Source organism: Variovorax sp. UC74_104 (assembly GCF_044055375.1).
In the GTDB taxonomy this organism is placed as follows: domain Bacteria; phylum Pseudomonadota; class Gammaproteobacteria; order Burkholderiales; family Burkholderiaceae_C; genus Variovorax.
The window spans coordinates 3020876-3046114 of record NZ_CP171978.1 but is presented as its reverse complement, the minus strand read 5'-3'; the positions used below and the strand labels follow the sequence as shown (position 1 = coordinate 3046114).

25 protein-coding genes are annotated in these 25239 nt (G+C 64.2%); 12 read left to right on the top strand and 13 right to left on the bottom strand.

The features are described 5' to 3' along the window. Positions 1 to 46 precede the first annotated feature (46 nt). Entirely contained in the window at positions 47 to 667 is a 621-nt protein-coding gene (locus ACHMXA_RS14165; RefSeq protein ID WP_176667303.1) for a LysE/ArgO family amino acid transporter, read from the top strand. On the opposite strand, the gene ACHMXA_RS14160 is transcribed toward ACHMXA_RS14165, so the two are convergent. After that, positions 640 to 1872 carry a DUF418 domain-containing protein gene (locus tag ACHMXA_RS14160; protein WP_176667302.1) on the bottom strand — a complete coding sequence of 411 codons (1233 nt, stop codon included), beginning with the start codon at positions 1870 to 1872 and terminating at the stop codon, positions 640 to 642. The two genes, ACHMXA_RS14165 and ACHMXA_RS14160, sit on opposite strands and share 28 nt — an antisense overlap. Next, on the bottom strand, positions 1869 to 2810 hold the full coding sequence (gene pcaQ / locus ACHMXA_RS14155) for a pca operon transcription factor PcaQ (RefSeq protein WP_176667602.1): 942 nt from the start codon (positions 2808 to 2810) through the stop codon (positions 1869 to 1871). The genes ACHMXA_RS14160 and pcaQ overlap by 4 nt, the downstream gene beginning before the upstream one ends. A gap of 131 nt (positions 2811 to 2941) precedes the next feature. Here pcaQ and ACHMXA_RS14150 point away from each other — a divergent pair, with 131 nt between their 5' ends. The 3 genes from ACHMXA_RS14150 to ACHMXA_RS14140 all read left to right on the top strand — a co-directional run bounded on the left by ACHMXA_RS14150 (position 2942) and on the right by ACHMXA_RS14140 (position 6486). Next, positions 2942 to 3958, top strand: a complete 1017-nt coding sequence (locus tag ACHMXA_RS14150; RefSeq protein WP_395321077.1) for a Bug family tripartite tricarboxylate transporter substrate binding protein — start codon at positions 2942 to 2944, stop codon at positions 3956 to 3958. A 154-nt stretch (positions 3959 to 4112) separates the two neighbouring features. Continuing rightward, positions 4113 to 5108 carry a Bug family tripartite tricarboxylate transporter substrate binding protein gene (locus ACHMXA_RS14145; RefSeq protein WP_395321076.1) on the top strand — a complete coding sequence of 332 codons (996 nt, stop codon included), beginning with the start codon at positions 4113 to 4115 and terminating at the stop codon, positions 5106 to 5108. A 46-nt stretch (positions 5109 to 5154) separates the two neighbouring features. Beyond that, complete coding sequence (locus ACHMXA_RS14140; protein WP_395321074.1) at positions 5155 to 6486, top strand: sulfatase; 1332 nt, start codon at positions 5155 to 5157, stop codon at positions 6484 to 6486. Positions 6487 to 6516: 30 nt separating this feature from the next. Here the strand turns inward: ACHMXA_RS14140 and ACHMXA_RS14135 are convergent, their stop codons facing one another. The 6 genes from ACHMXA_RS14135 to ACHMXA_RS14110 all read right to left on the bottom strand — a co-directional run bounded on the left by ACHMXA_RS14135 (position 6517) and on the right by ACHMXA_RS14110 (position 11007). Then, a complete protein-coding gene (locus ACHMXA_RS14135) occupies positions 6517 to 7059 on the bottom strand; it encodes a hypothetical protein (protein WP_395321072.1) in 543 nt (180 codons plus the stop codon). Between the two features lie 117 nt (positions 7060 to 7176). Continuing rightward, complete coding sequence (locus ACHMXA_RS14130; protein WP_395321070.1) at positions 7177 to 7506, bottom strand: hypothetical protein; 330 nt, start codon at positions 7504 to 7506, stop codon at positions 7177 to 7179. A gap of 125 nt (positions 7507 to 7631) precedes the next feature. Continuing rightward, entirely contained in the window at positions 7632 to 8810 is a 1179-nt protein-coding gene (locus ACHMXA_RS14125) for a DGQHR domain-containing protein (protein ID WP_395321069.1), read from the bottom strand. After that, on the bottom strand, positions 8807 to 9433 hold the full coding sequence (locus tag ACHMXA_RS14120) for a hypothetical protein (RefSeq protein ID WP_395321067.1): 627 nt from the start codon (positions 9431 to 9433) through the stop codon (positions 8807 to 8809). The genes ACHMXA_RS14125 and ACHMXA_RS14120 overlap by 4 nt, the downstream gene beginning before the upstream one ends. After that, positions 9426 to 10238 (bottom strand): DNA adenine methylase, encoded by an 813-nt coding sequence (locus tag ACHMXA_RS14115; RefSeq protein WP_395321065.1) that lies wholly within the window; start codon positions 10236 to 10238, stop codon positions 9426 to 9428. Before ACHMXA_RS14115 ends, ACHMXA_RS14120 begins: the two co-directional genes overlap by 8 nt. A gap of 442 nt (positions 10239 to 10680) precedes the next feature. After that, a complete protein-coding gene (locus tag ACHMXA_RS14110; protein ID WP_395321063.1) occupies positions 10681 to 11007 on the bottom strand; it encodes a hypothetical protein in 327 nt (108 codons plus the stop codon). Between the two features lie 404 nt (positions 11008 to 11411). Here ACHMXA_RS14110 and ACHMXA_RS14105 point away from each other — a divergent pair, with 404 nt between their 5' ends. The 3 genes from ACHMXA_RS14105 (at position 11412) to ACHMXA_RS14095 (ending at position 13804) form a co-directional block, all read left to right on the top strand. Continuing rightward, a complete protein-coding gene (locus ACHMXA_RS14105; protein WP_395321061.1) occupies positions 11412 to 12083 on the top strand; it encodes an alpha/beta fold hydrolase in 672 nt (223 codons plus the stop codon). 324 nt (positions 12084 to 12407) lie between these two features. Further along, a complete protein-coding gene (locus tag ACHMXA_RS14100) occupies positions 12408 to 12770 on the top strand; it encodes a hypothetical protein (RefSeq protein ID WP_395321060.1) in 363 nt (120 codons plus the stop codon). Between the two features lie 92 nt (positions 12771 to 12862). After that, positions 12863 to 13804 (top strand): LysR substrate-binding domain-containing protein, encoded by a 942-nt coding sequence (locus tag ACHMXA_RS14095; protein WP_395321058.1) that lies wholly within the window; start codon positions 12863 to 12865, stop codon positions 13802 to 13804. Positions 13805 to 13878: 74 nt separating this feature from the next. Here the strand turns inward: ACHMXA_RS14095 and ACHMXA_RS14090 are convergent, their stop codons facing one another. From ACHMXA_RS14090 to ACHMXA_RS14080, 3 genes are all read right to left on the bottom strand, one after another. After that, complete coding sequence (locus tag ACHMXA_RS14090; protein WP_395321056.1) at positions 13879 to 14829, bottom strand: hypothetical protein; 951 nt, start codon at positions 14827 to 14829, stop codon at positions 13879 to 13881. Between the two features lie 20 nt (positions 14830 to 14849). Continuing rightward, a complete protein-coding gene (locus ACHMXA_RS14085) occupies positions 14850 to 16154 on the bottom strand; it encodes a glycosyltransferase (protein ID WP_395321054.1) in 1305 nt (434 codons plus the stop codon). A 145-nt stretch (positions 16155 to 16299) separates the two neighbouring features. After that, complete coding sequence (locus ACHMXA_RS14080; RefSeq protein ID WP_395321052.1) at positions 16300 to 17214, bottom strand: protein NO VEIN domain-containing protein; 915 nt, start codon at positions 17212 to 17214, stop codon at positions 16300 to 16302. Positions 17215 to 17504: 290 nt separating this feature from the next. Here ACHMXA_RS14080 and ACHMXA_RS14075 point away from each other — a divergent pair, with 290 nt between their 5' ends. The 3 genes from ACHMXA_RS14075 to ACHMXA_RS14065 all read left to right on the top strand — a co-directional run bounded on the left by ACHMXA_RS14075 (position 17505) and on the right by ACHMXA_RS14065 (position 21086). Further along, complete coding sequence (locus ACHMXA_RS14075; protein WP_395321050.1) at positions 17505 to 17870, top strand: hypothetical protein; 366 nt, start codon at positions 17505 to 17507, stop codon at positions 17868 to 17870. Beyond that, a complete protein-coding gene (locus ACHMXA_RS14070) occupies positions 17867 to 19081 on the top strand; it encodes a PrsW family intramembrane metalloprotease (RefSeq protein WP_395321048.1) in 1215 nt (404 codons plus the stop codon). The genes ACHMXA_RS14075 and ACHMXA_RS14070 overlap by 4 nt, the downstream gene beginning before the upstream one ends. A gap of 103 nt (positions 19082 to 19184) precedes the next feature. Beyond that, on the top strand, positions 19185 to 21086 hold the full coding sequence (locus ACHMXA_RS14065) for a sensor histidine kinase (RefSeq protein WP_395321046.1): 1902 nt from the start codon (positions 19185 to 19187) through the stop codon (positions 21084 to 21086). Here the strand turns inward: ACHMXA_RS14065 and ACHMXA_RS14060 are convergent. Then, positions 21059 to 21859, bottom strand: a complete 801-nt coding sequence (locus ACHMXA_RS14060; RefSeq protein WP_176664955.1) for a DUF1266 domain-containing protein — start codon at positions 21857 to 21859, stop codon at positions 21059 to 21061. The two genes, ACHMXA_RS14065 and ACHMXA_RS14060, sit on opposite strands and share 28 nt — an antisense overlap. 277 nt (positions 21860 to 22136) lie before the next feature. On the opposite strand from ACHMXA_RS14060, the gene ACHMXA_RS14055 reads away from it, so the two are divergent. Both ACHMXA_RS14055 and ACHMXA_RS14050 read left to right on the top strand, forming a co-directional pair. After that, a complete protein-coding gene (locus ACHMXA_RS14055; protein WP_176664954.1) occupies positions 22137 to 22712 on the top strand; it encodes a PadR family transcriptional regulator in 576 nt (191 codons plus the stop codon). Between the two features lie 56 nt (positions 22713 to 22768). Then, positions 22769 to 23611 (top strand): siderophore-interacting protein, encoded by an 843-nt coding sequence (locus ACHMXA_RS14050; protein WP_176664953.1) that lies wholly within the window; start codon positions 22769 to 22771, stop codon positions 23609 to 23611. A 120-nt stretch (positions 23612 to 23731) separates the two neighbouring features. On the opposite strand, the gene ACHMXA_RS14045 is transcribed toward ACHMXA_RS14050, so the two are convergent. After that, positions 23732 to 25225, bottom strand: a complete 1494-nt coding sequence (locus ACHMXA_RS14045) for a DHA2 family efflux MFS transporter permease subunit (protein ID WP_395321304.1) — start codon at positions 25223 to 25225, stop codon at positions 23732 to 23734. Between the last annotated feature and the right edge of the window lie 14 nt (positions 25226 to 25239).

Genomic DNA, 25239 nt, shown 5'->3' with positions numbered 1-25239 from the left:
GAGCTTCGCCATTTTCATCAGGCGACGTGGTAAAGACAATTTACAAATGGACTCTACCCTCTTCCTCAAGGCCCTCGTCATCGGGCTCTCCATCGCGGCACCTGTCGGCCCCATCGGCCTCTTGTGCATCCAGCGCACCCTCGCGCACGGCCGCACCATCGGCTTTCTCAGCGGGCTCGGCGCCGCGCTGGCCGACGCCTTCTACGGCGCCATCGGTGCGCTGGGCGTGTCGGCCGTCATCGCCTCGATGGTGGCGGCGCGCGTGCCGCTGGCGCTGGGCGGCGCGGCCTTCCTCGCGTGGATGGGCGTGCAGCTGCTTCGCGCGCCGGTCGCCACGCAGGCCCGGCAGGCCGCCGACGCCACCACGCCGCTGAAGGCCACGCTCTCGGTCTTCGTGCTGACGCTGGCGAACCCGATGACGATCCTGTCCTTCGTCGCGGTGTTCGCCTCCATCTCCACCGGCCACACCACGGGCGGCACCCAGGCCGCGACCGTGGTGCTCGGCGTGTTCCTGGGCTCCGCGCTGTGGTGGCTGGGACTGTCGACGATGGTGTCGTCGGTGCGACACAAGCTCAGTGCCAAGACCATGCAGTCGATCAACCGCCTGTCGGGCGCGATCCTGCTGGCCTTTGCGGTCTATCAGCTGTCGACGCTGCTGCCGCGCTGAGCCTGCGCCACCGCCTTTCGCCGCATCGGCGGAAGCTCCAGGTTCGTGAACGCGCGCAGCAGCCACTCGACCGGCCCATAGACGAAGCGGCCCAGCCACCAGCGGCTCAGCACCAGCTGCGCCGCGAAGATCGCGAAGGCGATGCCGGTGGCGGCCAGCGGGCCCATGGTGCCGATCCAGCGCAGCCCGTAGGCCAGGAAGAGCCACGCGCACACCAGCGACTGCGTCAGGTAGTTGGTCAGCGCCATGCGGCCTGCCGGTGCGAGCATGGCTTCGAGCACCCGGCCGCGCGGCGACAGCATCAGCAGCACCAGGCCGGCCGCGTAGGCCGCCGTGAGGAACGGGGCGGTGAGCAGCGTGGCCGCGAGGCCATAGAGCTCGCGCACCGGGTTGTCCAGCCGGATCGAAGGAAAGGCGTACACCGCCGCGCCCGGCAGCCCGATGACCAGCCCCCAGCGCAGCAGTCGCTTGAACAGCGGCCGATACGCATCGACGTTGGCGAACAACTCGCGCCGCCCCGCGATGAAGCCCGCAAAGAACATCGCCAGCGCCGTCGGCGCCTGCACCAGCCCGGTGATCCACCAGATCTGCGAGAGCTCGCGCAGGTGCTGCACGATCACCGTGAACGGCGTCCCGCGATATGCCGCCAGCGCCGCGACGGCATCCATGTAGGCGGTGCGCGTGTCGTTGGGCGCGCCCGCCGTCACCAGCAGGTAGCCGATGCCCGCCCACAGCAGCGAAGTCGCCAGCACCAGGAACACCGCGGCGCGCGCCATGAAAACGTCGCCGCGCCGACGCAGCGCCAGCAGCACCGCCCCCAGCACCGCATAGGTGGTGAGGATGTCGCCGTGGTACAGCACCACCGCGTGCACAAGCCCCAGCACCCACAGCCCCACCAGCCGTCGCCCCATGCGCGGCGCGAAAGCCTTGCCGCCGCGCTCGGCCGACTGCATCTGCAGCGTGAAGCTGTAGCCGAAGAGGAAGGAGAACAGCAGGTAGAACTTGGTCTCGAACACCAGCGTGCGCACCAGCAGCGCCGCGCGTTCGAGCACCGACTGCGCCATCGGGTCGGGAATGCCCGCGCCGTAGTACGTGGAGGAGAAGCTCGCGATGTTGACGACGAGGATGCCCAGCAACGCGAAGCCGCGCAGGGCGTCGACCAGCGACTGGCGCTCGGCGGGCATCGTCTTTTCGCTGCCGCTCATGCGGGCACTCCCTCGGCCGTGCGGTGCCTCGCCGCCACGATCTCGCGGATGGCCTCGATCAGCAGCCGGGCGCCTTCGGCCGGCTCGTCGCCGCGCCGCATGGTGAGCCCCACCGGCCCCTCGGTGCTGGAGGTGTCGATGGCCAGCCGCTTGAGTTCGCCGCGCTCGACCAGCCCTTCGACCGCTCCCTGCGGCGCGAACCACACCGCATCGCAGCGCTGAAGCAACCCCAGCACGAAGCTGGTGTCCGTCGCCTCCACCAGCCGCCCAGGCAGCGCCATGCCCTGCGCGATGAGAAAGGCATCGGCCGTGTGCCGTATCAGCGTGCCCGACACCGGCAGCACCAGCGGATGGCCCGCCAGCGCGTCGAGCGGCGGCTTGCGCCGCGCCGCCAGCGGATGCCCGGGCCGCGCCACCAGCAGCAGCGGCTCGCTGTAGAGCTGCTCGAAGGCCAGGTCGGCCATGGCAGAGGCCTGCGCGAGGCGGCCGAGCACGAGGTCGATCTCGCCCTGCCGCAGCTGCGTCATCAGCTGCGCGTTGGTGCCGCTCACCACGCGCACGCGCAGCGCCGGCTGCGATTCATGCAGCGTGGCCACGGCCTCGGGCAGCAGGTTGGCCACCATGTTCGGCAGCGCTCCGACGGCCACCCGGAGCTGGTCGGCCTCGGGCTGGTCCATGGCCAGGCCCAGGCCCTCGCGCAGACCGCGCAGCGCCGAGACGGCATGGCGCACCAACACCTCGGCGGCCGGCGTGAGCTCCACGCCGCGGCGGCGGCGCAGCAGCAGCTGGCGGCCGACGATCTCTTCCAGCTCCGCCACCGTCTTGGAGACGGCCGGCTGCGTGAGCGACAGCGCCTTGGCCGCGCGCACCAGGTTGCGCTCCTGCGCCACCATCACGAGGCACTGCAGGTGGCGCATCTTCAGGCGCCCAAAGTTCATGTCTGACACGGCGTTTCCTCAGGAAAGTGGCCGCTCCAATATAACCAGCCGGAATAGCTGGCAGAAGAGCTTTCAGTTGTGCCGCCCCTGCCGCGCACCTAGAGTCGGCCGGACAACGGAGACAAGACGACATGACCACCGGTTCGCCCAGCAACTCCTTCAGCGGCACGCGCCGCCGCCTCGCCGCTGCCCTGGCGGCCTGCGCCGCCCTCGCCTTCGGCGCCGCCGCGCCCACGCAGGCCCTGGCCGCCGACGCGCCCTACCCCGCCAAGGCGGTGCGGCTGCTCGTCAACTTTCCGGCGGGCGGACCCATCGACATCCTCGCCCGCGCGCTGGCCGACGCGCTGCAGAAGGACCTGAAGCAGCCCTTCATCGTCGACAACCGCCCCGGCGCGGGCGGCAACATCGGCGCCGACCTGGTCGCCAAGAGCCCGGCCGACGGCTACACGGTGCTGCTGGGCATCGACAGCACCTTCACCATCAACCCGCACCTGTATGCCTCGATGCCCTTCGCGGCCAAGGACCTGAAGCCGCTGATGATCTTCAGCTCCTCGGGCCTGGCCTTCGGCGTGGCGCCCGGCGTGAAAGCGAAGACGCTGCCGGAGTTCATTACCCAGGCCAAGGCCGAGCCCGCCACCTTCAGCTCGGCCGGCAACGGCAGCCCGGGCCACATCGCCGCCGAGATCTTCGCCAGCGACACCGGCGCGAAGATCACCCACGTGCCCTACAAGGGCAACGCGCCCGCCGTGCTGGCGCTGATGGGCGACGAGGTGCAGGCCGGCATCCTCGCCACGCCGGGCCTGCTGCCGCAGGTGCAGTCGGGCAAGCTGCGCGCCCTGGCCGTGACCGGCAAGCAACGCTCTCCGCTGCTGCCCCAGGTGCCGACCGTGGGCGAACTGGGCCTGAAGGGCCTGGAATTCGAGGTGCTCTATGTCTCGATGCTGCCGGCCGGCACGCCCGAGCCCGTGGCGCAGACGCTGCGCACCGCGCTGCAGAAGGCGATGGCGCTGCCCGAGATCAAGTCGCGCCTTGCCTCGCTCGACATGGTGCCGCTGGGAGAAACCGGCGCCGCCGCCAGCGAGCACCTGGCCGCCAACCAGGCGCGCTATGGCCGCATCGTGAAAGCCACCGGCATGAAGGTGGATTGAGACAGCAGGTCGAGGAAGGGTAAGTCCCGGGAATGGTTGATTTGATCAATCGAGCGCGGCCTCTTCAGAATCGTCCGCAACTGCGGATCCCGCGGCCATACTCGATTGCCATCGATAGCCATCGCCTGAACGACGAAACAAGGACCTGCTCACCATGCTGCCGACCCCATCCCTCTCCATCACCCGCCGCCTTGCCGGCCTGCTGGCCATCGCCGGCCTCGCGACGGCTTTCGCTGGCGGCGCGACGGCCGCCGAGGTGAAGTTCGACACGCCCCTGCGCATCGTGGTGGGCTACGCCCCCGGCGGCGCCACCGACCGCGTGGCGCGCGTCGTGGGCGACAAGCTCACCGCCCGCCTGGGCGTGCCCGTGGTGGTCGACAACAAGCCCGGCGCCGGCGGCCGCCTTGCCGCGCAGCAGGTGAAGACCACCCCCGCCAGCCAGAACGTGCTGATGCTCGCCAACCCCGCCGTGATGGTGGTGGCGCCGCTGGTCTTCAAGGACAACAACTACGACCCCGACCACGACTTCGTGCCCGTGTCGTACGTCAACGACTACAACTTCGCGCTCGCCGTGTCGCCCACCCTGCCGGTGCGCGAGCTGAACCACCTGCTGGCCTGGATGCGCGCCAACCCCAACCAGGCCAACGTGGGCGTGCCGGCCACCGGCAGCCTGCCGCACTTCTTCGGCCTCATGGTGGGCGAGAAGGCGAAGGTGCAGACCCAGGTGATCGGCTACCGCGGCTCGGCCCCGCTGCTGAACGACCTGATCGGCGGGCAGATTCCGATCGCGGTGGACACCGAAGACGTCGTCGTGCCCCAGCACACCGCGGGCAAGGCGCGCATCCTCGCCATCTCGGGCGCCAAGCGCTCGCCCTTCGTGCCCGACGTGCCCACCTTCAAGGAAGCCGGCCTCGACCTCGCCGCCACCGGCTGGAACACCTTCTTCGCGCCGGCCAGCATGCCCAAGGAAAAGGTCGAGCGCCTCGCCGTGGTGATCCGCGAAGTCATGCAGGACGCCGACACCCAGCGCAAGTTCAAGGACTCGGGCATGACGCCTGTGGTGAGCACCCAGGCGCAGACCGCCGCGATGCTCAAGGCCTACCGCGCGCAGTGGGCCCCCGTGGTCCAGAAGTCCGGCTACCAGCCCTAAGCCCGGCAACCAGAAGCAAAACCCAGCGAGAGAGCCCAAGAGACACATGGCAAGACCCAACATCATCTTCATCGTCGCCGACGACCTCGGCTATGCCGACCTCGGCTGCTACGGCGGCCGCGACGCGGTGTTCGGCCCCGTCTCGCCCGTGCTCGACGGCCTGGCCGCCAACGGCCTGAAGCTCACCCAGGGCTACTCGAACTCGCCCGTGTGCTCGCCCACGCGCTTCGGCATGATCACCGGCCGCTACCAGTACCGCCTGCGCGGCGCGGCCGAAGAGCCCATCAACAGCCGCAGCCGTGGCAGCACCACCCTGGGCCTGCCCACCGACCACCCCACCCTGCCCTCGCTGCTGAAGGCCAGCGGCTACCAGACCGCCCTCATCGGCAAGTGGCACCTGGGCTACCCGCCCAGCTTCGGCCCGCTGCGCTCGGGGTATGACGAATTCTTCGGCCCCATGTCGGGCGGCGTCGACTACTTCACCCACTGCGATTCCACCGGCCGCCACGACCTGTGGTTCGGCGAGGAAGACAAGCAGGAAGACGGCTACCTCACCGACATCCTTTCGAAGCGCGCCGTCGACTACGTCGAGCGCATGTCGGAGCTTCAGAAGAAAGAGGACGACGCTCCCTTCTTCCTGAGCCTGCACTACACCGCCCCGCACTGGCCCTGGGAAACCCGCGACGACGCGGCCAAGGCCCCGAACATCAAGGACAACCTGTTCGACCTGGCCGGCGGCAACATCCACGTGTACCGCCGCATGATCCATCACATGGACGAAGGCATCGGCTGGATCATGAGCGCGCTGAAGAAGCACGGCATGGCCGACAACACCCTGGTCGTGTTCACCAGCGACAACGGCGGCGAGCGCTTCTCCGACAACTGGCCGCTGGTCGGCGGCAAGATGGACCTGACCGAAGGCGGCATCCGCGTGCCATGGATCGCCCACTGGCCCGCAGTGATCGGCAAGGGCGGCGAGAGCACCCAGCTGTGCATGACCATGGACTGGTCCGCCACCATGCTCGACGCAGCCGGCGTGGCCGCGCACCCCGACTACCCGCTGGACGGCGTCTCGCTGATGCCCGTGCTGAAGGACGCGAAGCAATCCTTCCGCCGCCCCCTGCACTGGCGCATGAACCATCGCGGGCAAGAGGCGCTGCGCGACGGCGACTGGAAGTACCTGAAGGTCGACGGCAACGAGTACCTGTTCAACATTCCCGGCGACGAACGCGAGCGGGCGAACCTGGCGAAGAAGGAGCCGGAGCGGCTGGCTGCGATGCGGGCGGATTGGCAGGCCTGGAATGCGACGATGCCGGCTATTCCGGAGGATGCGACTGTGAGCCTGGGGTATTCGGTCAAGGATATGCCGCAGCGATAGACGCTGTGACAAGGCCCCTCTGAGTAGCGGCTATCGGGAGAACCGAAATACTCCCGTGGCCCTGTCAAACGACAGCCGGTCTCGATAGCGGTGCGATGGAGGAACGGACAGTTCAATTTCCCACGTCTTCGGGTTCTCGTCCACGACCTTCAATTCGGCAATGCGATCGATGCCAATCAGCAAATCCCGTGCGGCGGCCACGGCCTGCTCCCGACTGAGCGGCCCCGCACCGGCCCTATAGCGGAGTCGGCGCTCCTGCAGCTGCCGCCACTCAATCACAGGCGCGGTCTTCGCGGACCTTGCAAGGGCCACTGCCTTCTCCACGATGCGAATGTGTTCTTCAACTCCCCGAAGAACCAGGAACATCAGGTAGTAGTCCAACGTGCCCAAAATCTCGGAAGACCGGGGACAGGACGGTTCGTCCGCGAGTTCGAGGAGCAGCGGCAAATACTCCTCTTCATGCAGAACCAAGTCGGCGTCTTGATCGGAAAGTTGGATGCGCTCGTCGTACGCCCATTTCCGGAGCGTCTGCTCACTCGGATTCCAGTCATTCAGAACAATCCAGTCTTCCATGGGGATCGCTTTCTTCTTTGTCCACGCGCACGTGCCGTCTGGCGCGACAACGGCATTTAACTCAAGCGCCAAGAGCAATAGAGTTGTGACGGCTTAGGCGCCCTCCGCCGTCCAAGCCTAGCGCCGACCACCAAGTTCCGTGATCAAGTCTTCGACGCCTCCATAGACCGGCTCCAGAGGATGATCTCGGCAGTACTTGTCTAGATACGCAAGCACCTTCGTGGGGGGAAGAGCCTTGTTTGGCGTCTGTATCCGCGCCACGTTGTTGAAAGCGCTGATGAAGCCCCATGACCACTGAACAATGCCGTCCTCATAGACGACGTCCTTGTTTCTCCGCCATGCAATGTGCTTGTCGCAACCTTCGGCACCAAGGCCGTGGAAATAGACCAGGTCTTCTTTAGCGGCAGCGGCCAATGAGGTCGTTGCACAAGCGATGAGCATGACCACAGCAGGGATTCCCAGTCTTTCTCTCATCGCTTTCAATCAAAACAACCTCTTTTAATTCAACCCAAGCCGCAATTAAAAATACCACAGAGCATGCTGCGATATTTTTATGCGGCTTTTAATTAACCCTACGCACTCCGGAGCCCCATCCCCGACAGCATGGATTCAGCCAGTTGAGCCTCACCACTGCTGCCCGGCTTGAAATTCTCCGTATTAAAATCCTCGTCACGTAAAGATATTTTTCTCAGATGCTCCTCGAACTTAAAAGTGGGAGGTACTTCGCCAGGCTTTACCAAGTCAGCATAAAGCGGCCGAAAAACACGCATCAACGCTCTAAACCCATTCGTTCGATTCAAGATCATGCCTTTTTCAGAGGACCCCCAAGCGCGGGGCCACGTATTTCTCACTGCAGAAAAGTAGTTCCAAAAAATATCGGCGATTATTAGATCTTTTTCATCAGCAAAAAGACCTCGTAATGGCATCGACTTCAACTCATCCCGAGTAGGAGTCGAAATTTTCCCCTCGCGCTTCAATCTATCTCGATCCACGATTGGAGTTTTGGATATAAACGGCATTAGACCTTCAACCACCGTAGCTTGAGTCAAAACTTCTTGATTAACTCGCCCTGGCGTGGCAGAACCCAATCTTTTTATTCGATGATGGAAAGGACTTTCCTCATTCCTGTCCAGCAAAACAGCAATGTTGTGGCATGTTTTTTGGGGGCTTCGAGAATTCGCCAACTCAAACAAATCATACGCCAGACTCTTATTCACTTTTGTTTGAGCCAAATTGACAATTGAAAATATATACGCCTGATCCTCCAATTCAATATCAACAAAAATACTTACATTGAGGTCAAATTTATAATCAGCAGGCAAATCTTCCAAACCAGCAATTCGATGTTGACCGTCAAGCACTTTCGCGATCTGCCTATAGACTATTGCCTGCTCACCCTCCTCCGGGGAAAGATAGTTTTTTAGCGTTAATTTTCCACTAGTAGGATCGTAGGAAGCACACCGCCGATCAACAGCCAAAACAATCGCCGTAGGGAAACACGCATCCACTGTACGAACGTATTGTTTTAGTTCCTGAGCACGCGCCTCACTCAAGGGGCGCTGTATTCCCAGGTACTCTTCGACGTCTCTCTCTTTAAGCATTCTTCTAACGTCAAAGTACGCAATATTATAAAGTCGATTATGCGGAATCGAAGCTATGAAAAAGCTTCCCATAGGCTGATCCACTTGGATCGCTTGAATATCAAAGCTAATCGGCTCTTCACTCGTCGCCGAGATTGTTATCTGGCTCATGATTGCCCCCGATGCTTAGCAAATTCGTCCATGAACTTATTTTGAGGTCTTCGTAGATCCGTCTCGTTCAAGTTCATTTTCGGCGTCCTAAACCCGTGATAAGTGAGTGCAAGATACATCAGCAGAACCGCTACAGCTGTAAGCCAAAGCGAGATTTTGTATATAGCTGGCATATCAAGATCCAACTGCGCTTGAATAAGAGCAAAAAGCGCGGTTGCAATCACAGCGATCAGCAGGGTTCCCACCATAATCGGCCGCCTATGCGGCAAAGTAGCACCTCCCTCAGGCTCATGCGCAGCTAACCATAGTGCTGGGCTAAGAAAAGAAATTGCAAAAATTAAAAGCTCCCCTCGCTCAATTGTTGAGCGAGTAGCGTTCCAATACTGCTCAAGGAAGTAACCATCTCCAGACACTGGCAACCCCTTCCCCCTAGCCACCAACACAATCCCGCCAATCCAAAAAGGCAATGTCCCTATAATAAAACTGAAGAGCACTTCGTAAAAAGCAACAATTCGCCCAGAATACTCTTTTTGGAAATACGCCCCTAAAAGCCAAATCTTTGGCTTTCGAATGCTGTGTATCTTCCTCTCGCCCTCAAAGCTTTCCGTGCTTGGATTATTCATGATTGGATGTAATCAGAAATTCCTCATATCGGCCCCGCGCCGAGGCTTTTCCTGCGAGCACACTAGCTCGGCTCAAATACTCAATATCAAACTCCTCTTTATACAGCTCCCAAATCGACTGATGGGCTGCATTTGTCGAAACGACCTTCACCCCACGCCTTTTCGCGCGCAATAGACACGCATATAGCCTCAATTGATCCTCCCAGCTAAATATAAATTCATTGTATTTCAAGAATCCATTTAAATTATGCTTTACAGTGTACGGAGGATCTGCAAATACCAAGTCGCCGGAGACAGCTTTGTCAATTGCCTGCTCAAAATCGCCCGCGATTAATTGCACTTTTCTCAAAAGCGCGGCAGCCCCACTCCAATTATCCGAAGCCATTAATACTGCGCTCTTTGTCCCAATTGGCACATTAAATTCACCTCGCTTGTTAACGCGATAAAGGCCATTCCAACACGTTCGGTTCAAGTATATGAATCTCGCCGAGCGCTCCACCGCATCGAGTGGAATATTTTTCCTGACACGGTAGTAATGCTCTTTATTATGAGCAGCTTGGTGCTCGCGCAATAAATGCTCTATCAAGATTGGATCGTCGCGTACGGACTTATAGGCCTCGATCAACTCACGATTAGCGTCGCTTAGCATGGCCTTTTTAGGCTTGATGGCAAAAAACATTGCACCACTGCCCACAAAAGGTTCGATATAGGTTCCGCTAGAAGTCATCGAACTGGAAAGATGAGTCAGCCATCGCTTGCCACCTGCCCATTTCAAGAATGGAAGAACAATTTGTTCCGTAGTCAATTTTTCCTCTTCAACAGCAGCCTAAATCGCACTTGTTACATATTGATCCATAGCACATCGTAGTCTAGTTGTGGCGACACCGATCTCTCGCTATAGCTTCCGGTGAGGAGCAAAACGCGAGGCGAGTACCTGTGCGCCGATCATCGTGAACTCGTCCGCTTACCGTTGCGATAGCAATCACCGCGCGGCATAAGTACACACATCGTGCCGCGATGGCGATCTGCCTCCGATGGGAGGACCAAAAAGCGCACATTGGGTGGCGGCCAAGTTGTCGAGGGGATATCAAAACTAGAAATCGCCCCAACAGGCGCCACGGACGACGCGAACATCAGGGCATCTGTGCCGATAGAGAGAACGAGTTTGGGATCAGCACTGGGCCCTCCTCATCGCCACGGTAATGGAGAGGGAGAGTCCACGGCATCCCGTCTTTGTGGGATGCCCGTTACATCGGTCGATCCGGCCCCCCCCTCCCACTCACCTCCAACAACATCTCCGCCTCCCTCGCCAAATCAGCAGCAATCCAGAGCATGTTGTCCCGATGCTTCTCCCCCGCTTCCTCGAACCACCCGTTGCCGTCGCCATAACAGCACCAAAGCAGCGAGTTCAGCTGCGCCAGTTTGATTTCGAGTAGTTCCCTTGCCTCGTCGGGCGTCGGGGTGGGCGCCGTGGGCTTGGTGGTGGTGCCGCGCGTGGTGGTGCTGCTGTTGTTGCTGCCGCTGCGGCGGGAAGATTTGGGCGTAGGACGCCCGGCCATAATTCGCTCAGCCATGTGGTGTGCTTTCTCTGAAAAGTTAGTGCACGTCATGTGGTCAGACGGTCAGGGTGTTTGCGCGCCCTGGCCGTCGCCTTTTGTGCCTCACGTTCGCACCAGTGCACCGAGGAGCACCGGCAACCCGCCGTGAGGTGGGCGGTTCATCAGGTCAGTGGGTCAACTGTTGGGGGAGCTCCTTTCACGATCGGTGGTCGTCGCCCACTAGGAGGGGCGTCTTGCGACAGGGGCATTCACTTTAGAGAAGCGAAGCCGCTCAAGAGAAAAAGATTTCGTCGAGAAATTCTCGAATCGGCGAGATATCTGCCGGGGCGCTGCGGCGGGACACAAAGCTCTGACAGTTGGAGGCTGAAGACAGTCTCGTTGGCTGGTCAACACCGCCTTCGATCACTATCGTCGCGAGCATGAGCAAACTGCAATGGATCGAAGTGCCCGGCGCGTCGCTTGCGGTCGAGCACCAGGCGGACGACGGCGCCACCGGCATGCCTGTTCTTTTTCTGCACGCCAACGTTGCGGACCGGCGCATGTGGCACGGCCAATGGGCCGCGCTGACGCCGGCGCACACGGTAGCGCGCTACGACCGACGGGGCTTCGGCGATTCGCGCACGCTGCACGCGACGCCTCATTCCAACGCGGCCGATCTCTGGGCGGTGATGGATTCACTGGGCTACGACAAGGCAGTGCTGGTCGGCTGCTCACTGGGCGGTCGTGTTGCCATCGATGCAACATTGGCTCGGCCCGACCGGGTGATCGGGCTCGTTCTTGCCACGCCGGGCGTGAGCGGCGCGCCCGCCCCGCATCATGGCGAACCGGTGAAGGCGATCATGGACGCGATCAGCGCTGCCGAGGCGCTGGGCGATCTGGATGCGAAGAACGACCTACGGGCGCGCCTGTGGCTGGACGGCCCCTTCGAGCCCGGCAGGGCGAGTAAGAGGCGACGCGCGCCAGCTCTTCCTGTCGATGAACGACAAGGCCCTGCGGTCCGCACACCCCGGCGCGGCAACCGAAGAGCCTTCAGCCTGGGAGCGCTTAGAAGCGATTCGGGCACCCACGCTCGTGCTGTGGGGCGATCTTGACCTGCCGCTTCTGCAGGAGCGATGCAGCGTGCTGGCGCAACGCATACCCGGGGCCGAGAGCTTCGTACTTCAGGGCACTGCGCATCTGACTGTGCTCGAGGCGCCACGGCAGTTCAACTCGGTGCTGAAGCGGTATCTCGAAGGCTTGTGAGCGGCTGGCCTGAAGGTTCTATCGAGACAAAGCCAGAGAAGATGCACCTATCAATCCCCCCACCAATTGCAGCGTACCCTGGTAGACGGCTCTTGAATAAAGAGCCGCCTCTCAGTGAAATTCCTGGATAGCTCTATCTGTAGTGAAGCATTGAATTCAAGGCCGCATCGCATTTGGCCCTGATTTCAAATATTGCCTGCGTCTGCGTCTTCGTTTTCTTCTTCGCGCTGACGAAAGAAATTGCGGCACGCAGCGCGGCTTGGTATCGCGCCAAGAACTCCTCCGAGTCGTTCTCTGGCGGCGACACCATGTACGCGCAGAACTCTCGATCTGCGATGAACCTGTCGAGCGGTGTCGCTGTTGCTGAAGAGGAAGTCGCAGCCCAGAAAAGTCCGCCGCACAGGATCACCGTTTTATTGATCATTCATTACCGCCTTCAAGAACAGCCTGGCTGCAAGATTTCGCGGGGAATCCTATTTGACGTGTGTCGACGCGGGCAAACAAATAGTCCTTATGGGGCGCATAACGACTCGTGATCGAGCCTTTCAGCGGCTGATTTCAGGAGCCTTTGGCGCACGTAAACTGATCTCTCGTGTATCACCAGTCAGCGGCCGGGGAAAACAGACAAATGAAACGGGAAGACCAATCAAACCCGGCACCGCGCTCAGGTGCAGATAGCGAGCTTGCGGGCCGCAAAGACATGCTCAGAGGGCGCCTGCTCGCGCCCGAGTTGCTGCGCGCCTTTGTTGCAGTGGTCGAGTGCAACGGCTACACGCCCGCAGCGCGCTACCTGCATCGCACTCAAGCTGCAATCAGCCAGCAGATCGCGCGGCTCGAAGACTGCATCGGCTGCGACCTGTTCGAGAAGCCCAAGCGGCAGTTGCAGCTGACGGAGCAAGGCAAGGTGCTGCTCGACTACGCGCGTCGCCTGCTGGCGTTGAACAACGAGACCATGGAGAAGCTTCGGCCCGGCGTCGTCAGCGGCAAGGTCCGGATGGGCGCGACGAACTTCTACGCCACGCGGGTGCTTCCTTCGCTGCTGGCCGAGTTCTCCTCCATCTATCCGGCCATCCACATCGACCTGGAAGTGGGCGTGGCAGACGAGATGCAGCGAAAGCTGGGGCCTGCGTTCGATCTCACGATCAACGCCTTCCGCGGAGGCGAAGGAAACGGCGTGCTGCTGCGCAAGGACCCGGTGGTGTGGGCGGTTTCGAGAAAAGCGGCGCCGCATCTCAAGCAGCCCGTTCCGTTGGCATTGCTTCCGCAGGGTTCGCTTCTCAGGCGATGGGCGGAAGAGACGCTCACGGCCGCCGGAAAGCGCTGGGTGGTCGTGCAGGAGAGTTCGAGCGTGGAAGTGCTGAGGGCTTCCGTCCTTGCCGGGCTGGCAGTCGGAGTCTTCCAGGAAGCGACGATCAGCGAGGTGGCGGAAATTCGCAGCCTGGGGCCGGAAGATGGCTTTCCTGCGCTGCCCTCCTCCGAGATGTGGCTGGAACGTGCGAATCGCGAGCTGCCACGAGCCGCGAAGTGCCTGTACGAGTTCCTGTTGGAGCAGTTGCCTCCATGGGAGTAGCAGGGAGTGCCAAGGCTTCGGGGCACCGCGCGTCTGAGCAGTGCCGGGGCGGCGGTATCTCAGCCGGCAAAGCCTCAGAACCGAATGATCCACTCCCCCCGCAGATACCGGTACTGATAGCTCGGCCCCGCAAACGTCGTACTGCGGCTGTACCCCGCACCGAAGCGGAACACATGCGCGCCCCTCACCGGGCTTTGCAGGCTCACGTCGAGGAGCCTCGTGGGCTGGCTCGTGTCGTGGTTGATGGTCTCGTTGCCGAGGCCCGCCGTCACGGAGGCGGTCCATCCCTGGAAGCGGTGGCGCCAGCCGATGGCGAGCATCGACTCGCTGTAGTTCTTGGGGTTGAAGTAGGCCCTGTCGACGTCGTCGTGGGTGCTTCGGTAGGTGCGGTAGCGCGCCTGCAGCGTGAGGCCGAGGTCGAGCGATGGCTGGTAGATGAGCCGCAGGCGGCCGTGGTCCCGGCGGTTGCCGTCTGAAAAGTACTGCTGCGCGACGAGGCCCACCAGGGTGACGTGCTCGCCCAGGCGCTGGTCGGCCGCGACGCCGACGAAGGTGAAGTCGATGCCCCGGTCGAGCGACTTCGGGGTTTCGACCCAGTCGCGCGTGATGAGGAATTCGAGCGCCGTGCTCTTGGTGGGCGATATGCGGTAGCTGCCGTCGAGCGTGAGCAGCGTGTGGCCGCCCTGCTCGAACACGCCGGCTTCCATGGAACCGCCGTCGGCCGTTCGGGTTTCTATGTCGCGCGCGAGGAAGGTGAGCTTCTGGCCGCTTCTTTTCCAGCTGTCCTGCTTGTATCGGTAGTCGCCGAGCCTGAAGCCGAGGAAGCGGTCGGCATTTTCAAAAGCCGGAAAGAACTCGACCGACACGCGGCGCGACTGGAAGTGGTCGCTGTCGTTGGTCAGGTAGAACTCGGGGCCGAAGGCCATGGTCTTGGGCTTCTCTTCTTCCTGCGCCTGGCAGGAAGCGGCGGCAAGCAGCGCGAGCGCTGGAATGAAAACAAGGGCGGCGGCCGAATGTCGTCTCATCGGTTTCATCGATGCCCGGGTCATTTGGTGCCCCAGGACTTGGGTCTTTTCAATATCTCGTCCAGATAGCCGAGAACGCTGGCCGGTTGCAGGATCAGGCTGTAGAGCAGCACGTAGATGAAGAAGCCCTGGAAGTTCTTGCGCACGACGAGCCCGGTCTGCCTGAACATGCGGCGCTCGATGGAAAACATCAGCAGGCTCAGCGCGAAGGCGGCCGGTATGAGCGCAAGGGTCATGGGGCCGACGATCCAGAAATAGCCGAAGAGCGCGAGCACCAGCCCCGGCATGAAGCCGATGGTGTAGGCCAGGTCGAGCCACGGAAAGAGCAGGTTCCAGTAGATGAAGAAGGTCGAAAGCCGCGGCTGCAGAAGAATGCCCGGGTGCTTGGCAAAGGCTTCGGTCATGCCGCGCGCCCAGCGCTGGCGCTGCTTCACCAGTTGGCGGATGCTGGTGGGCACGTTGGTGAAGAGGCAGGCATCTTCGCAGTGGCCGATGCGGTAGCCGGCCTTCAGCAGCGCCCAGGTGAGCACGATGTCTTCGCCCACGCATTCGGGCCAGCCGCCGACCTCTTCCAGCGCGTCGCGGTCGTACAGGGAGAACGCGCCCTGCGCCACCAGCGTGCCCTGGAAGAGCGACTGCACGCGCTTGATGGCCGCAATGCCGTGGAAGTAGTCCCACTCCTGGCAGCGGGTGATCCAGTTGTAGCGCGAGTTGCGCACCAGGATCTTTCCGGCAACGGCGCGCGTGTTGGGCGGGTCGGAGTGGTAGCGCTCGACGATGCTGGTGAGCGCGCCCTTGTAGAGGAATGAATCGGCATCGACGGTGATGACGATGTCGTGCAGCACCTGCTTGAAGCCGATGTTCAGCGCACGCGCCTTGCCGCCGTTCTGCTTCAGGTCGACGAAGGTGATCCACGGATACCGGTCGCAGGCGCCCTCGACGACGGTGGCGGTGCCGTCCCTGGAGCCGTCGTTGATCACGATGACCTGCAGTTCGCCGGGGTAGTGCTGCCGCTCGATGCTGACGAGGGTTTCCTCGATGGAGGCTTCCTCGTTGTACGCGGCGATCAGGATCGATATCGGCGGATAGACGGAGAGCGGGGAATGCGGCGGCCTCTTGTCCAGAAGCAGGCTGATGGCCAGGAACGCATTCATGAACCCCGGAACGATGGCGATGCCATAGACCAGGAAAACGGCCAGCACCATGCCGATATGGGTGGTCAGGTCGGCCATCCAGGCCTGTGCGGCCCAGATAGAGAAAGCAACCCAAGCAACCGAGCCGATCAACGCGATGAAGAACTTGCCCGATACGGGCAGGTAGATCATCGAATGGGACGTCTTTTGGCTGCTCTCGGTCATATCGCCTTGTGACAATTCCGCGAAATGTAATCTTCCGCGAAGGCGATGAATAGTCTGGTTACTCCCTCAGGGCTTGTTTACAACAGTTGGGCAATGGCCGCGCAGCCTCAGGTCAAGAGGGATCGAACCCCGGCGCCGAGCTGATTTCGGTCGGCTTGTAGATCTTGTGCTGGGCCACGCCGCTGCCGGCATCTGTTACCACCAGCAGGCGCCACAGCGGCTCGCGCTGGGAGCAGTCGCTTTCTTCCTTGCTGAGCTTGAAGCTGGGCACGCCGGGCGCGGTGCCCTTGACGGTCACGCGCAGCAGGGTCTGGCCCTTGGCGTTGGAGACTTCGAGGTCGAAGCCCTTGCCGGTCATGGTCTCGGCCTTGTAGCCGTAGCCGGTGAAGTGCTTCACCACGTATTCGAGGGCGGCGGCCTGCACGGCCTGGGGCGTGGCTTTTTCGTCGTCTGCAGCCTTGGCGGCTGCGGAGAGTTTCTGCGGCACGTTGCCGCGTTCGCGGGCAGCCTGTATTTCGGCTTCGCTGGGCACCCAGCCGCGCGGGCCGCGTACGAGCACGGCGAGTTTGTGGTCGGGCTCCCAACTCGCGACGTGCCATTCGTCGTCGTCGCGCACGCGGGTGGACACCTTGGCGTCCTTGCTGCTTTCCACTTCGAGGATGGCGATGCGATTGGTCTGCAGCAAGGCGCGGAAGCCGTTGCCGGCGTCATGGCTGCGCTTGAGCAGCGCAAGGCGGTCCTTGGCGCGCTGCACCTGCTGGGCGCTGCGCTCGCCGCCGCCCGCGCGGTGATGCACGTCGAGCGACTCGAGATAGAACCAGCGCCCGTTGGCAGCCACGTTCACCCATTCGGCCCAGATGGTGGCGATGACGTTGTCGCCGGTGGCCAGCCATGCGTGCTCGAATGGCTTGTCGCGCGCGTCGAACACACCCATCTTGGCGACGATCTCGACCGGCGTGAGCCGCGGGCCCGAGAGCCGCATCTCGTCGATCACAGTGAGTACGCGGGGGTCGACTTCCTTGTCCATTCAGTGGAATTCTGCTGAGTTTGAGGGGGTGGGGAGTATGCCGCATCGCCTGGCGCGGGCGCCCGGGCGCGGGCATTCGTGTGGCACGATCAAAGGATGAACGAGCCCTCACGCCGCATACCGTATCGCACCTGGCCGGGGGCGCTGGCGGTGCTCCTCGCCATTGCGGCCTACGTGGGCGGCCTCACGTACTGGGACCGCCACACCCCGGGCAACCGCCCTCTTCCGCGGGCAAGACGGTCGAGGCGGGCCAGGCCCGCTTCGTGCCGGCCGAGGGGTGGGAGATGGACGTGTCGCGCTCCAAGGCGGGCCAGTCGCTCATGCTCTTCAAGGGCGGCCACAAGTTCCTGGTTTCCACCTTCCCGTGGGCGGGCGGGCCCGACGGCCCGCTGGTGCGCCAGCAGCGGCTGATGGAGCGTGGCCAGCGGCTGCAGATGGACGGCGACGTGTCCGACTTCATCACCTCCTGGGGCCTGCAGGGCAAGACTTTCGCGTATTACGGCTCGAAGCTGGCGGGCCGCTTCTGGCAGGTGGTCGACCAGCGGCGCAAGTCGCTGGTGCAGATCGACTTCTACGGCGCCAGCGACGGCATGGAAGAGGCGCTGGCTGACGCGCGCAGCATGCTCGACTCGATGGACCTGGAGGCGCCGCAGTGAACGCCCCCGTCTTCGAGCCGAACGACCAGGGCATTCCCACCAACCAGGACACCGGCGCGTGGCCGGTGGGCACCGATTCCTTCTTCCAGCCGCGGCGCGTGGCGTTCTGGGTGCTGGTGGCGCTGATCGTCAACGGGCTCTTCTACCTGGCCTACATGTTCTCGATGGGCTTGCGGGTGGTGCCGGTCACCGCCTTGCTGGGGCTGACGGTGTGGGGCATCTACACGCTGCTTTTCGTGCTGGCCTTCGGCACGCTCGACCTGCTGGAGCAGCATCCGCCCGAGGCTTATGTGCTGGCCTTCGCGTGGGGCGGGCTGGGGGCGGTGTACTTCGCGGCGCCGGCGAACATCGCCATACAGAGCCTGTGCGCCAAGCTGGTGTCGCCGGAGTTCGTGGCGGTGTGGGGGCCGGCCATCGCGGGGCCGGTCACCGAGGAATTCCTGAAGCTCATGGGCGTGATCCTGCTGGTGCTGGTGGCGCGCAACCAGTTCCAGACTTACCTGTCGGTGCTGATCGTGGGCGCCATGGCGGGGCTGGGCTTCCAGGTGATCGAGAACCTGAGCTACACGGTGCGCTCCTCCATCCACTTTCCGCTGGAGAACCAGGTCTATCCGGTGCTGCTGAACCTGTTCACGCGCGGGCTGCTGAGCGGGCTGTGGAGCCACGCGGCCTACACCACCATCGCCTCCTTCGGCGTCGCGTGGTTCCTGCTGCATCCGCGGCGGCCGATGGCGGCGCGCATCGCGGTGGCGGTGCTGTGCTTCGTTCTCGCCTGGGCGATGCACTTCATCTGGAACTCGCCCTTCCTCGAAGACCTGTTCGACGGCGGCTACGGCGAGATGGCCGTCATGCTGGTGATCAAGGGGCTGCCCGCGATCATCGTGGCGGGGCTCTTCTGGCAGGTGGCCGCGCGCGAGAACGGCACCTACCTGCATGCGCTGGCGGCCTGGTTCGTGCCCGAGCGCGACCTGATCCGCGACGACGAATGGGTGCGGCTGGGCGCGCCCATGCAGCGCTACAAGGTGCGCCGCGAAATGGGCTGGACCTACGGCTGGCGCGCCAGGCGCCTGAAGACGCACCTGCAGCGCGAGCAGCTGCGGCTGATCCGCAAGGCGGCCACCTACGGGCGCGGGGCGCAGACGCTGCGGCACGAGCTGGCGGTGCGGCGCCTGCGCGCCAAGCTCGACCCGATCATCGAGGCGAAGGCCTGAAGCCCTGAGGCGTTGCTTTCTAGCGAGGGCGGGCAATTCCTGCCCCGAATTGTTAAAAAAGATTGCTAAAGTCGTACGCGTCATGCGACGACAACAACAAGAAATGCTTGGACTGCGCCTGCTGGCGCTGCTGGTGCTCGTGTTGCTGGGCACCGGCTGGAGCTTCCGCGCACAGGCCGCCACGCTCGTCGAACAGGCGCAGCTCACGCTGACCCTGCATGGCGATCACCCCACCGCCCAGCCGCCGGAGCCGCACGCGGTGCAACTGCCCTACAACTGGGACCAGCGGCAAGGCGCGGTCGATGGCGAGGCGAGCTTCGCGTTCGATGTTCCCGTTACCGACCCGAAGGTGCAGCAGGCGCTCTTCGTGCCGCGCATCGGCAACAGCTTCAGGGTGCTGGTCGACGGCCACGAGCTGGCGCGCTTCGGCACCTTTCCGCCGGGGCCGTACGACGATGCCTCCTTCACGCCGCAGTACTTCGCGCTGCCGGCCTCCTCCGCTTCTTCGCAGCGCGTGGAAATCGTCATCGCCGCGCAGCCCGCGCGCCAGGGCGGGCTCTCGCCGGTGGTGGCGGGCACGGAGGCCGAACTCCTGCCGCTGTATGAGAACGCGCTGTTCTGGCAGATCAGCGGCGGGCGCTTCATCGCCATCGTGAGCGGGGTGCTCGGGGCGCTGTCGCTGCTGGTGTGGCTGCGGCAGCGCGAATCGCTGTACCTGTATTACGGCCTGGGCGAGCTTTTCTGGTCGGTGCAGACGGCGCGGGTGCTCTTCACGCATGCGCCGCTGCCCTGGCCCTGGTGGGGCGTGGTGCCGCTGGCGGCGTTCCAGGCGGCTGTGCCGCTGCTGTGCCGCTTCGCGCTGTCTGTGGTGGGCAAGGGAGACACGCGGCTCGCGCGCTTCCTGGGCCTGCTGGCGCTGCTGTCGCCGGTGACGGCCACGCTGGGCATCACCTTGCCGCTGCTGTGGCTGATGCCGGCGTGGAACCTGTTGTGCTTCACGGCGGGGCTGGGCATGGTGGTGATGGTCGTGCGCGTGGCGGTGCGCAGCTCGGTGCTGGAGCACCGCGTGCTGGGCGTGGCCGTGGTGCTGGTGGTGCTGAGCGCCGCGCGCGACAACTGGGTGATGCGCACATCGCCCGACGCCTACGCGGTGGTGCCGTGGATCCGCTTCGCGTGGGTGGGCTTCGCGATCTCGCTGGCCTGGGTGATCGCCGAGCGCATGCGCAAGGACATGCGCGCCGTGGCGCAGATGAACGCATCGCTCGAAGCCGAACTGGCCGAGCGCAACGCGGCGCTCGAAGCCGTCTTCGCCCGCGAGCGCGAGGGCGAGAAGGCGCGCGGCGCGCTGGAAGAACGCCAGCGCCTCACGCAGGACCTGCACGACGGCCTGGGCGGCCAGCTCGTCGGCCTGCTTCAGATGGCCCAGCAGCCCGGCGCCGCCATGAACGACGTGGCGCTGCACCTGCGCGACGCGGTCGACCAGCTCAAGCTCACGGTGGACGCCATGCACGGGTGCGAAGGCGACGTGGCCTCCGCGCTCGGCAGCGTGCGCTACCGCCTCGGCCCTCGTCTGCAGGCGGCCGGCATCGATCTGCGCTGGGACGTGGACTCGTTGCCCACCATGACGGGCTGGACCGCGCGCGAATCGCACCAGCTGCAGATGCTGCTCTTCGAAGCCTTCGGCAACCTGATGGCGCATGCGCAGGCGACGCAGGCCAGCCTTGGCGCGAGGCTGGTGGAAGGCTCCGAAGAGCGAGCCATCGAGATCGAGCTGCAAGACAACGGCCGCGGCTTCGACACGCAAGCAGCGTTCGCCGGCAAGGGCCTCGCGAACATGCGCACGCGCGCCGTTGCGCTGGGAGGCACGCTCACCGTGCGCTCGCAGCCCGGCGAAACCAGCCTGCTGCTGCACCTGCCGGTGCCGGCGGCATCGACGACGCCAACCGAGTCCGGGCGGGCAACCGACCGGCCGCCGCTTCAGCCGGCAAACGGCACGCTGCGATAGGGACTGCGCGCGTCGCTCAGCAGCAGGCGGTTGGTGCGCAGCAGGTGCTCTTCGCGCGCATCGGAATACTTCCAGATCAGGCCGCCGGCGATGTAGGCCGCGCTCACCTGCGGCCAGCCGGCGTAGGCCTCGCGCACCTGCCTGGTGAGCCCGCCGGCAAAGCCCGCGAACTCCGCGCGCTCGATGTAGCCGAGCTGCACCGCCCAGCGCGACAGGCTGGCCAGGCGCACGGCGTCCCACGCGACCAGGCTGGATATGTCGGCGGGCGAGGCCTTGAAATGCTTGCGCAGCTCATCCACCCAGCTGCGGCTGCCCGCCATCAGCTGGGCCAGGTCCGCCATCGGCTTGCCGCTTTGCGCCGAGAGCTCGCGGTAGTCCAGGCTCTTGCGCGCCTTGATCTGGAAGAACGAGGGGAAGAAGGCATCCATAACCATGCGCAGGACCGCTGGCGTCTCCTGCGTTGCCGTGTCGATCGCGGCGATGGCGTTCCACAGCGGCCGGTAGGCCGAGCGCTGCCCTTCCTCGACGAGCCATCGGGCGGTCTGCTCGAAGCTGGCGCGGTCGTGCACGCTCCACACGTCGGCGATGCCTTCGCGCAGCACGTCGTTGTCCTTGCCGGTGGCCACCGCGTTCACGAAGTCGCCGTTGAAGGCGGACAAAGGCGCGCTGAGCGTGACCAGCCATTGCTCTTGGCCCGAGGGCGCCTCGGCGGTGTCGAAGTGAAGCTTGTCGTTGTCCATCAACGCGTGGCCGAGCGTGTCCATCATCCCCATTGAAACTCCCTGTGTTCTAAGCGCCCATGCATCCGGCGGATGCCAGGCAGGTTGACAAATGGTGGGGCCGCACGCGCGGCGAACTGGCGCCGGATTGGCGTGGCAGGCACGCCGCAGCCCCGAGGAAGGGCAGATGTTAACCAGAACGGACGTCCGGACATCTGATGAATTCTGGCCTTGGCCAGGAAGAGGCCCGCCCTTCGTCTTGGGTATCGATTTGACTAAGTTTTAGATATATCTAAAATAATTCAGACATACTTCAAGAAGGACACCCACCATGAGACATTTCCACTTCGGCCACGGCCATCACCACTGCAGCGTCGCCCGCGGCGAGCATGAAGACGGTCTTTCCGGCGGCCGCGGGCATCGCAGCGGACGTGGCGGCGGGCGCGTGTTCGGCCATGGCGGCCTGCGCTTCGTGCTGCTGCAGCTCATTGCCGACAAGCCCTCGCACGGCTACGAGCTGATCAAGGCCATCGAAGAGCGCCTCGGCGGCAGCTACGCGCCCAGCCCCGGCGTGGTCTATCCCACGCTCACGCTGCTCGAGGAGATGGGCTACCTCAGCGTCGACACCGCCGACGGCAGCGGCCGCAAGAGCTACAGCATCACCGACAGCGGCCGCGAATTCCTCGCGGCCAACCGCGAGATGGCCGACGCCATGATGGCCCGCATGAGCGGCGGCGTAGACGGCGCCGGCCCGCGCGGCGGACGCCCGCCGCAGGTCACGCGCGCCATCGAGAACCTCAAGCTCGCGATGCGCATGCGCCTGACGGGCGCGCCGCTGACCGATCAGCAGGCCCACGAATTCGCCGCGGTGCTCGACGCCGCGGCCCAGCAGATCGAAAGGATCTGAGGGGCCGAGCGCAACCCGAATCCCAACCAACCCTGTCTCGCAACAGGATTTCCGCAATGACTGACTTCAGTACATCACCAGCGTCCACGGCACCCACCCTGCCGGACCGCACGCCCCGCCGGGTGCGCCACGAGCTGCGCTTTCGCAAGCTCGCGGTGAAGACCGTGCGGCGCGTGACGCCGCACCTGATCCGCGTCACGCTCGCCGGCGACGACCTCGCGGGCTTCACCAGCCCGGGCTTCGACGACCACGCGAAGATCTTCTTTCCCGACGCCTCCGGCAAGCTCGCGCTGCCCATGGCCGGCCCCGACGGCCCGGTGTGGCCCGACGGCCGCCCGACCATGCGCGACTACACGCCGCGCCGCTACGACGCAGCCGCGGGCACGCTCGAGATCGACTTCGCGCTGCACGAGGCCGGCCCCGCCACGCAGTGGGCCGAGCAGGCGAAACCCGGCGACATCCTCGGCGTTGGCGGCCCGCGCGGCTCGTTCATCGTGCCGACGGAGTTCGACTGGCACCTGCTGATCGGCGACGACACCGCCCTGCCCGCGATCTCGCGGCGCCTTGCAGAGCTGCCCGCCGGCACGCGCGTGGTGGTGCTGGCCGAGGTGGACAGCGAAGCCGACGAGCTTCCCTTCGACACGCACGCCGAGCTCACGCTGAAGTGGGTGCACCGCCGCGGCGCCGAGCCGGGCCTGAGCCCCGTGCTGCTCGACGCGCTGAAGGCCATGCAGTTGCCGGCCGGCGACTTCCACGCGTGGGTGGGCTGCGAATCGGCCATCGCCAAGGCGCTGCGCGCGCATCTGGTGGGCGAGCGCGGCGCGAACCCGAAGTGGACGCGGGCCTCGGGCTACTGGCGCCGCGGAGCGGTGGCCACGCACGATTCGCACGACGAGTGAATTGACTTGCTCCTTCCCCCTTTGAGGGAAGGTTGGGATGGGGGCAAGCAGAGCGCCCGATGGAGGCGCCGCTTGCCCCCACCCCCTGCCCTCCCCCAGCGGGGGAGGGAGAAATGCAGGTCAGTGCGGCACTTCGGCAGGCCCCGACGCCGCCGCGCTGCGCCTCGGGCTACGTATCAGCAACAGCAGCGGAATCGCCAGCACCGTGATGATCATCATGATGGCGAAGTCGTCCAGGTAGCCGATCAGCGCACCCTGCCGCGTCACCTCGGCGTTCAGCAGCGCGAGCCCCGTGGCGGTGTCGGGCGACATCATCTGCGGCAGGGTCGCAAGCGCCGCGTTGCCGGGTGCCACGGTCGCCGCGATCTGCGCATGCGCCTTGCTCGAACCCTCGGTGAGCAGCGCCTGCACGATCGAAATGCCCACGCTGCTGCCGATGTTGCGCAGCAGGCTGAAGATGGGCGTGCCCTGGTTGCGCAGCCTCGGCGCCAGCGTGGCGAAGGTGGCGGTGGACAGCGGCACGAAGGTGAAGCCGATGCCCAGCCCCTGGATGAAGCCCGACACCACGATGAGCGTGCTGTCCATCTGCAGCGTGAGCCGCGTCATCTGGTAGAGCGAGAAGGCCGTGAGGCCGAAGCCCAGCGCCATGATCGCGCGCACGTCGATGCGCTGCACCAGCCGCCCGACGATGATCATCGCGATCATCGTTCCCACGCCGCGCGGCGCCGTCACCTCGCCGGTGTAGACCACCGGGTAGCCCATCAGGCCCTGCAGGAAGTTGGGCAGCAGCGCCATCGTCGCGAACAGGATCATGCCGACGATGAACGCGAACAGCAGGCCGGTGACGAAGTTGCGGTCTTTCAGCAGGTCGCGGTCGAAGAATGAGACGCCCTGCACCGTCCAGGTGTGGACCACGAAGAAGCAGAAGGCCACCAGCGCGGCCGCCGCTTCGAGCTTGATCTCCCACGACTCGAACCAGTCGAGCTGTTCGCCGCGGTCGAGGAACAGCTGCAGCATGCCGATGGCGATGCTCAGCGTGACGAAGCCGAAGATGTCGAGCCGCTCGCCCTGCGGCCGGCTCTCTGGCAGGTAGCGCGCGATGCCCCAGAAGGCGAACACGCCCACCGGCAGGTTGAAGAAGAACACCCAGCGCCAGTCGAAGTTCTCGGTGAGCCAGCCGCCCAGCAGCGGCCCGAGGATCGGCCCGACCATGATGCCCGCGCCCCAGATGGCCATGGCCTGGCCGACCTTCTCGCGCGGGTTGATGTCCAGCAGCACCGCCTGCGACAGCGGCACCAGCGCCGCCCCGAACACGCCCTGCAGCAGCCGCGCCGCCACGATGCCCACCAGCGAGGTCGCCAGCCCGCACAGCGCCGAGGCCACGGTGAAGCCGATCACCGAGATGATGAACACTCGCCTGCGCCCCCAGTGGCCGCACAGCCAGCCGGTGAGCGGCAGCGCGATGGCCGAGGCCACGATGTACGAGGTGAGCACCCAGGTGATCTGGTCCTGCGAGGCCTGCAGGCTGCCCTGCATGTGCGGCAGCGCCACGTTGGCGATGGTGGTGTCCAGCGCCTGCATGATGGTCGCCAGCATGATCGAGATGGTGATCATGCCGCGGTGCGGCA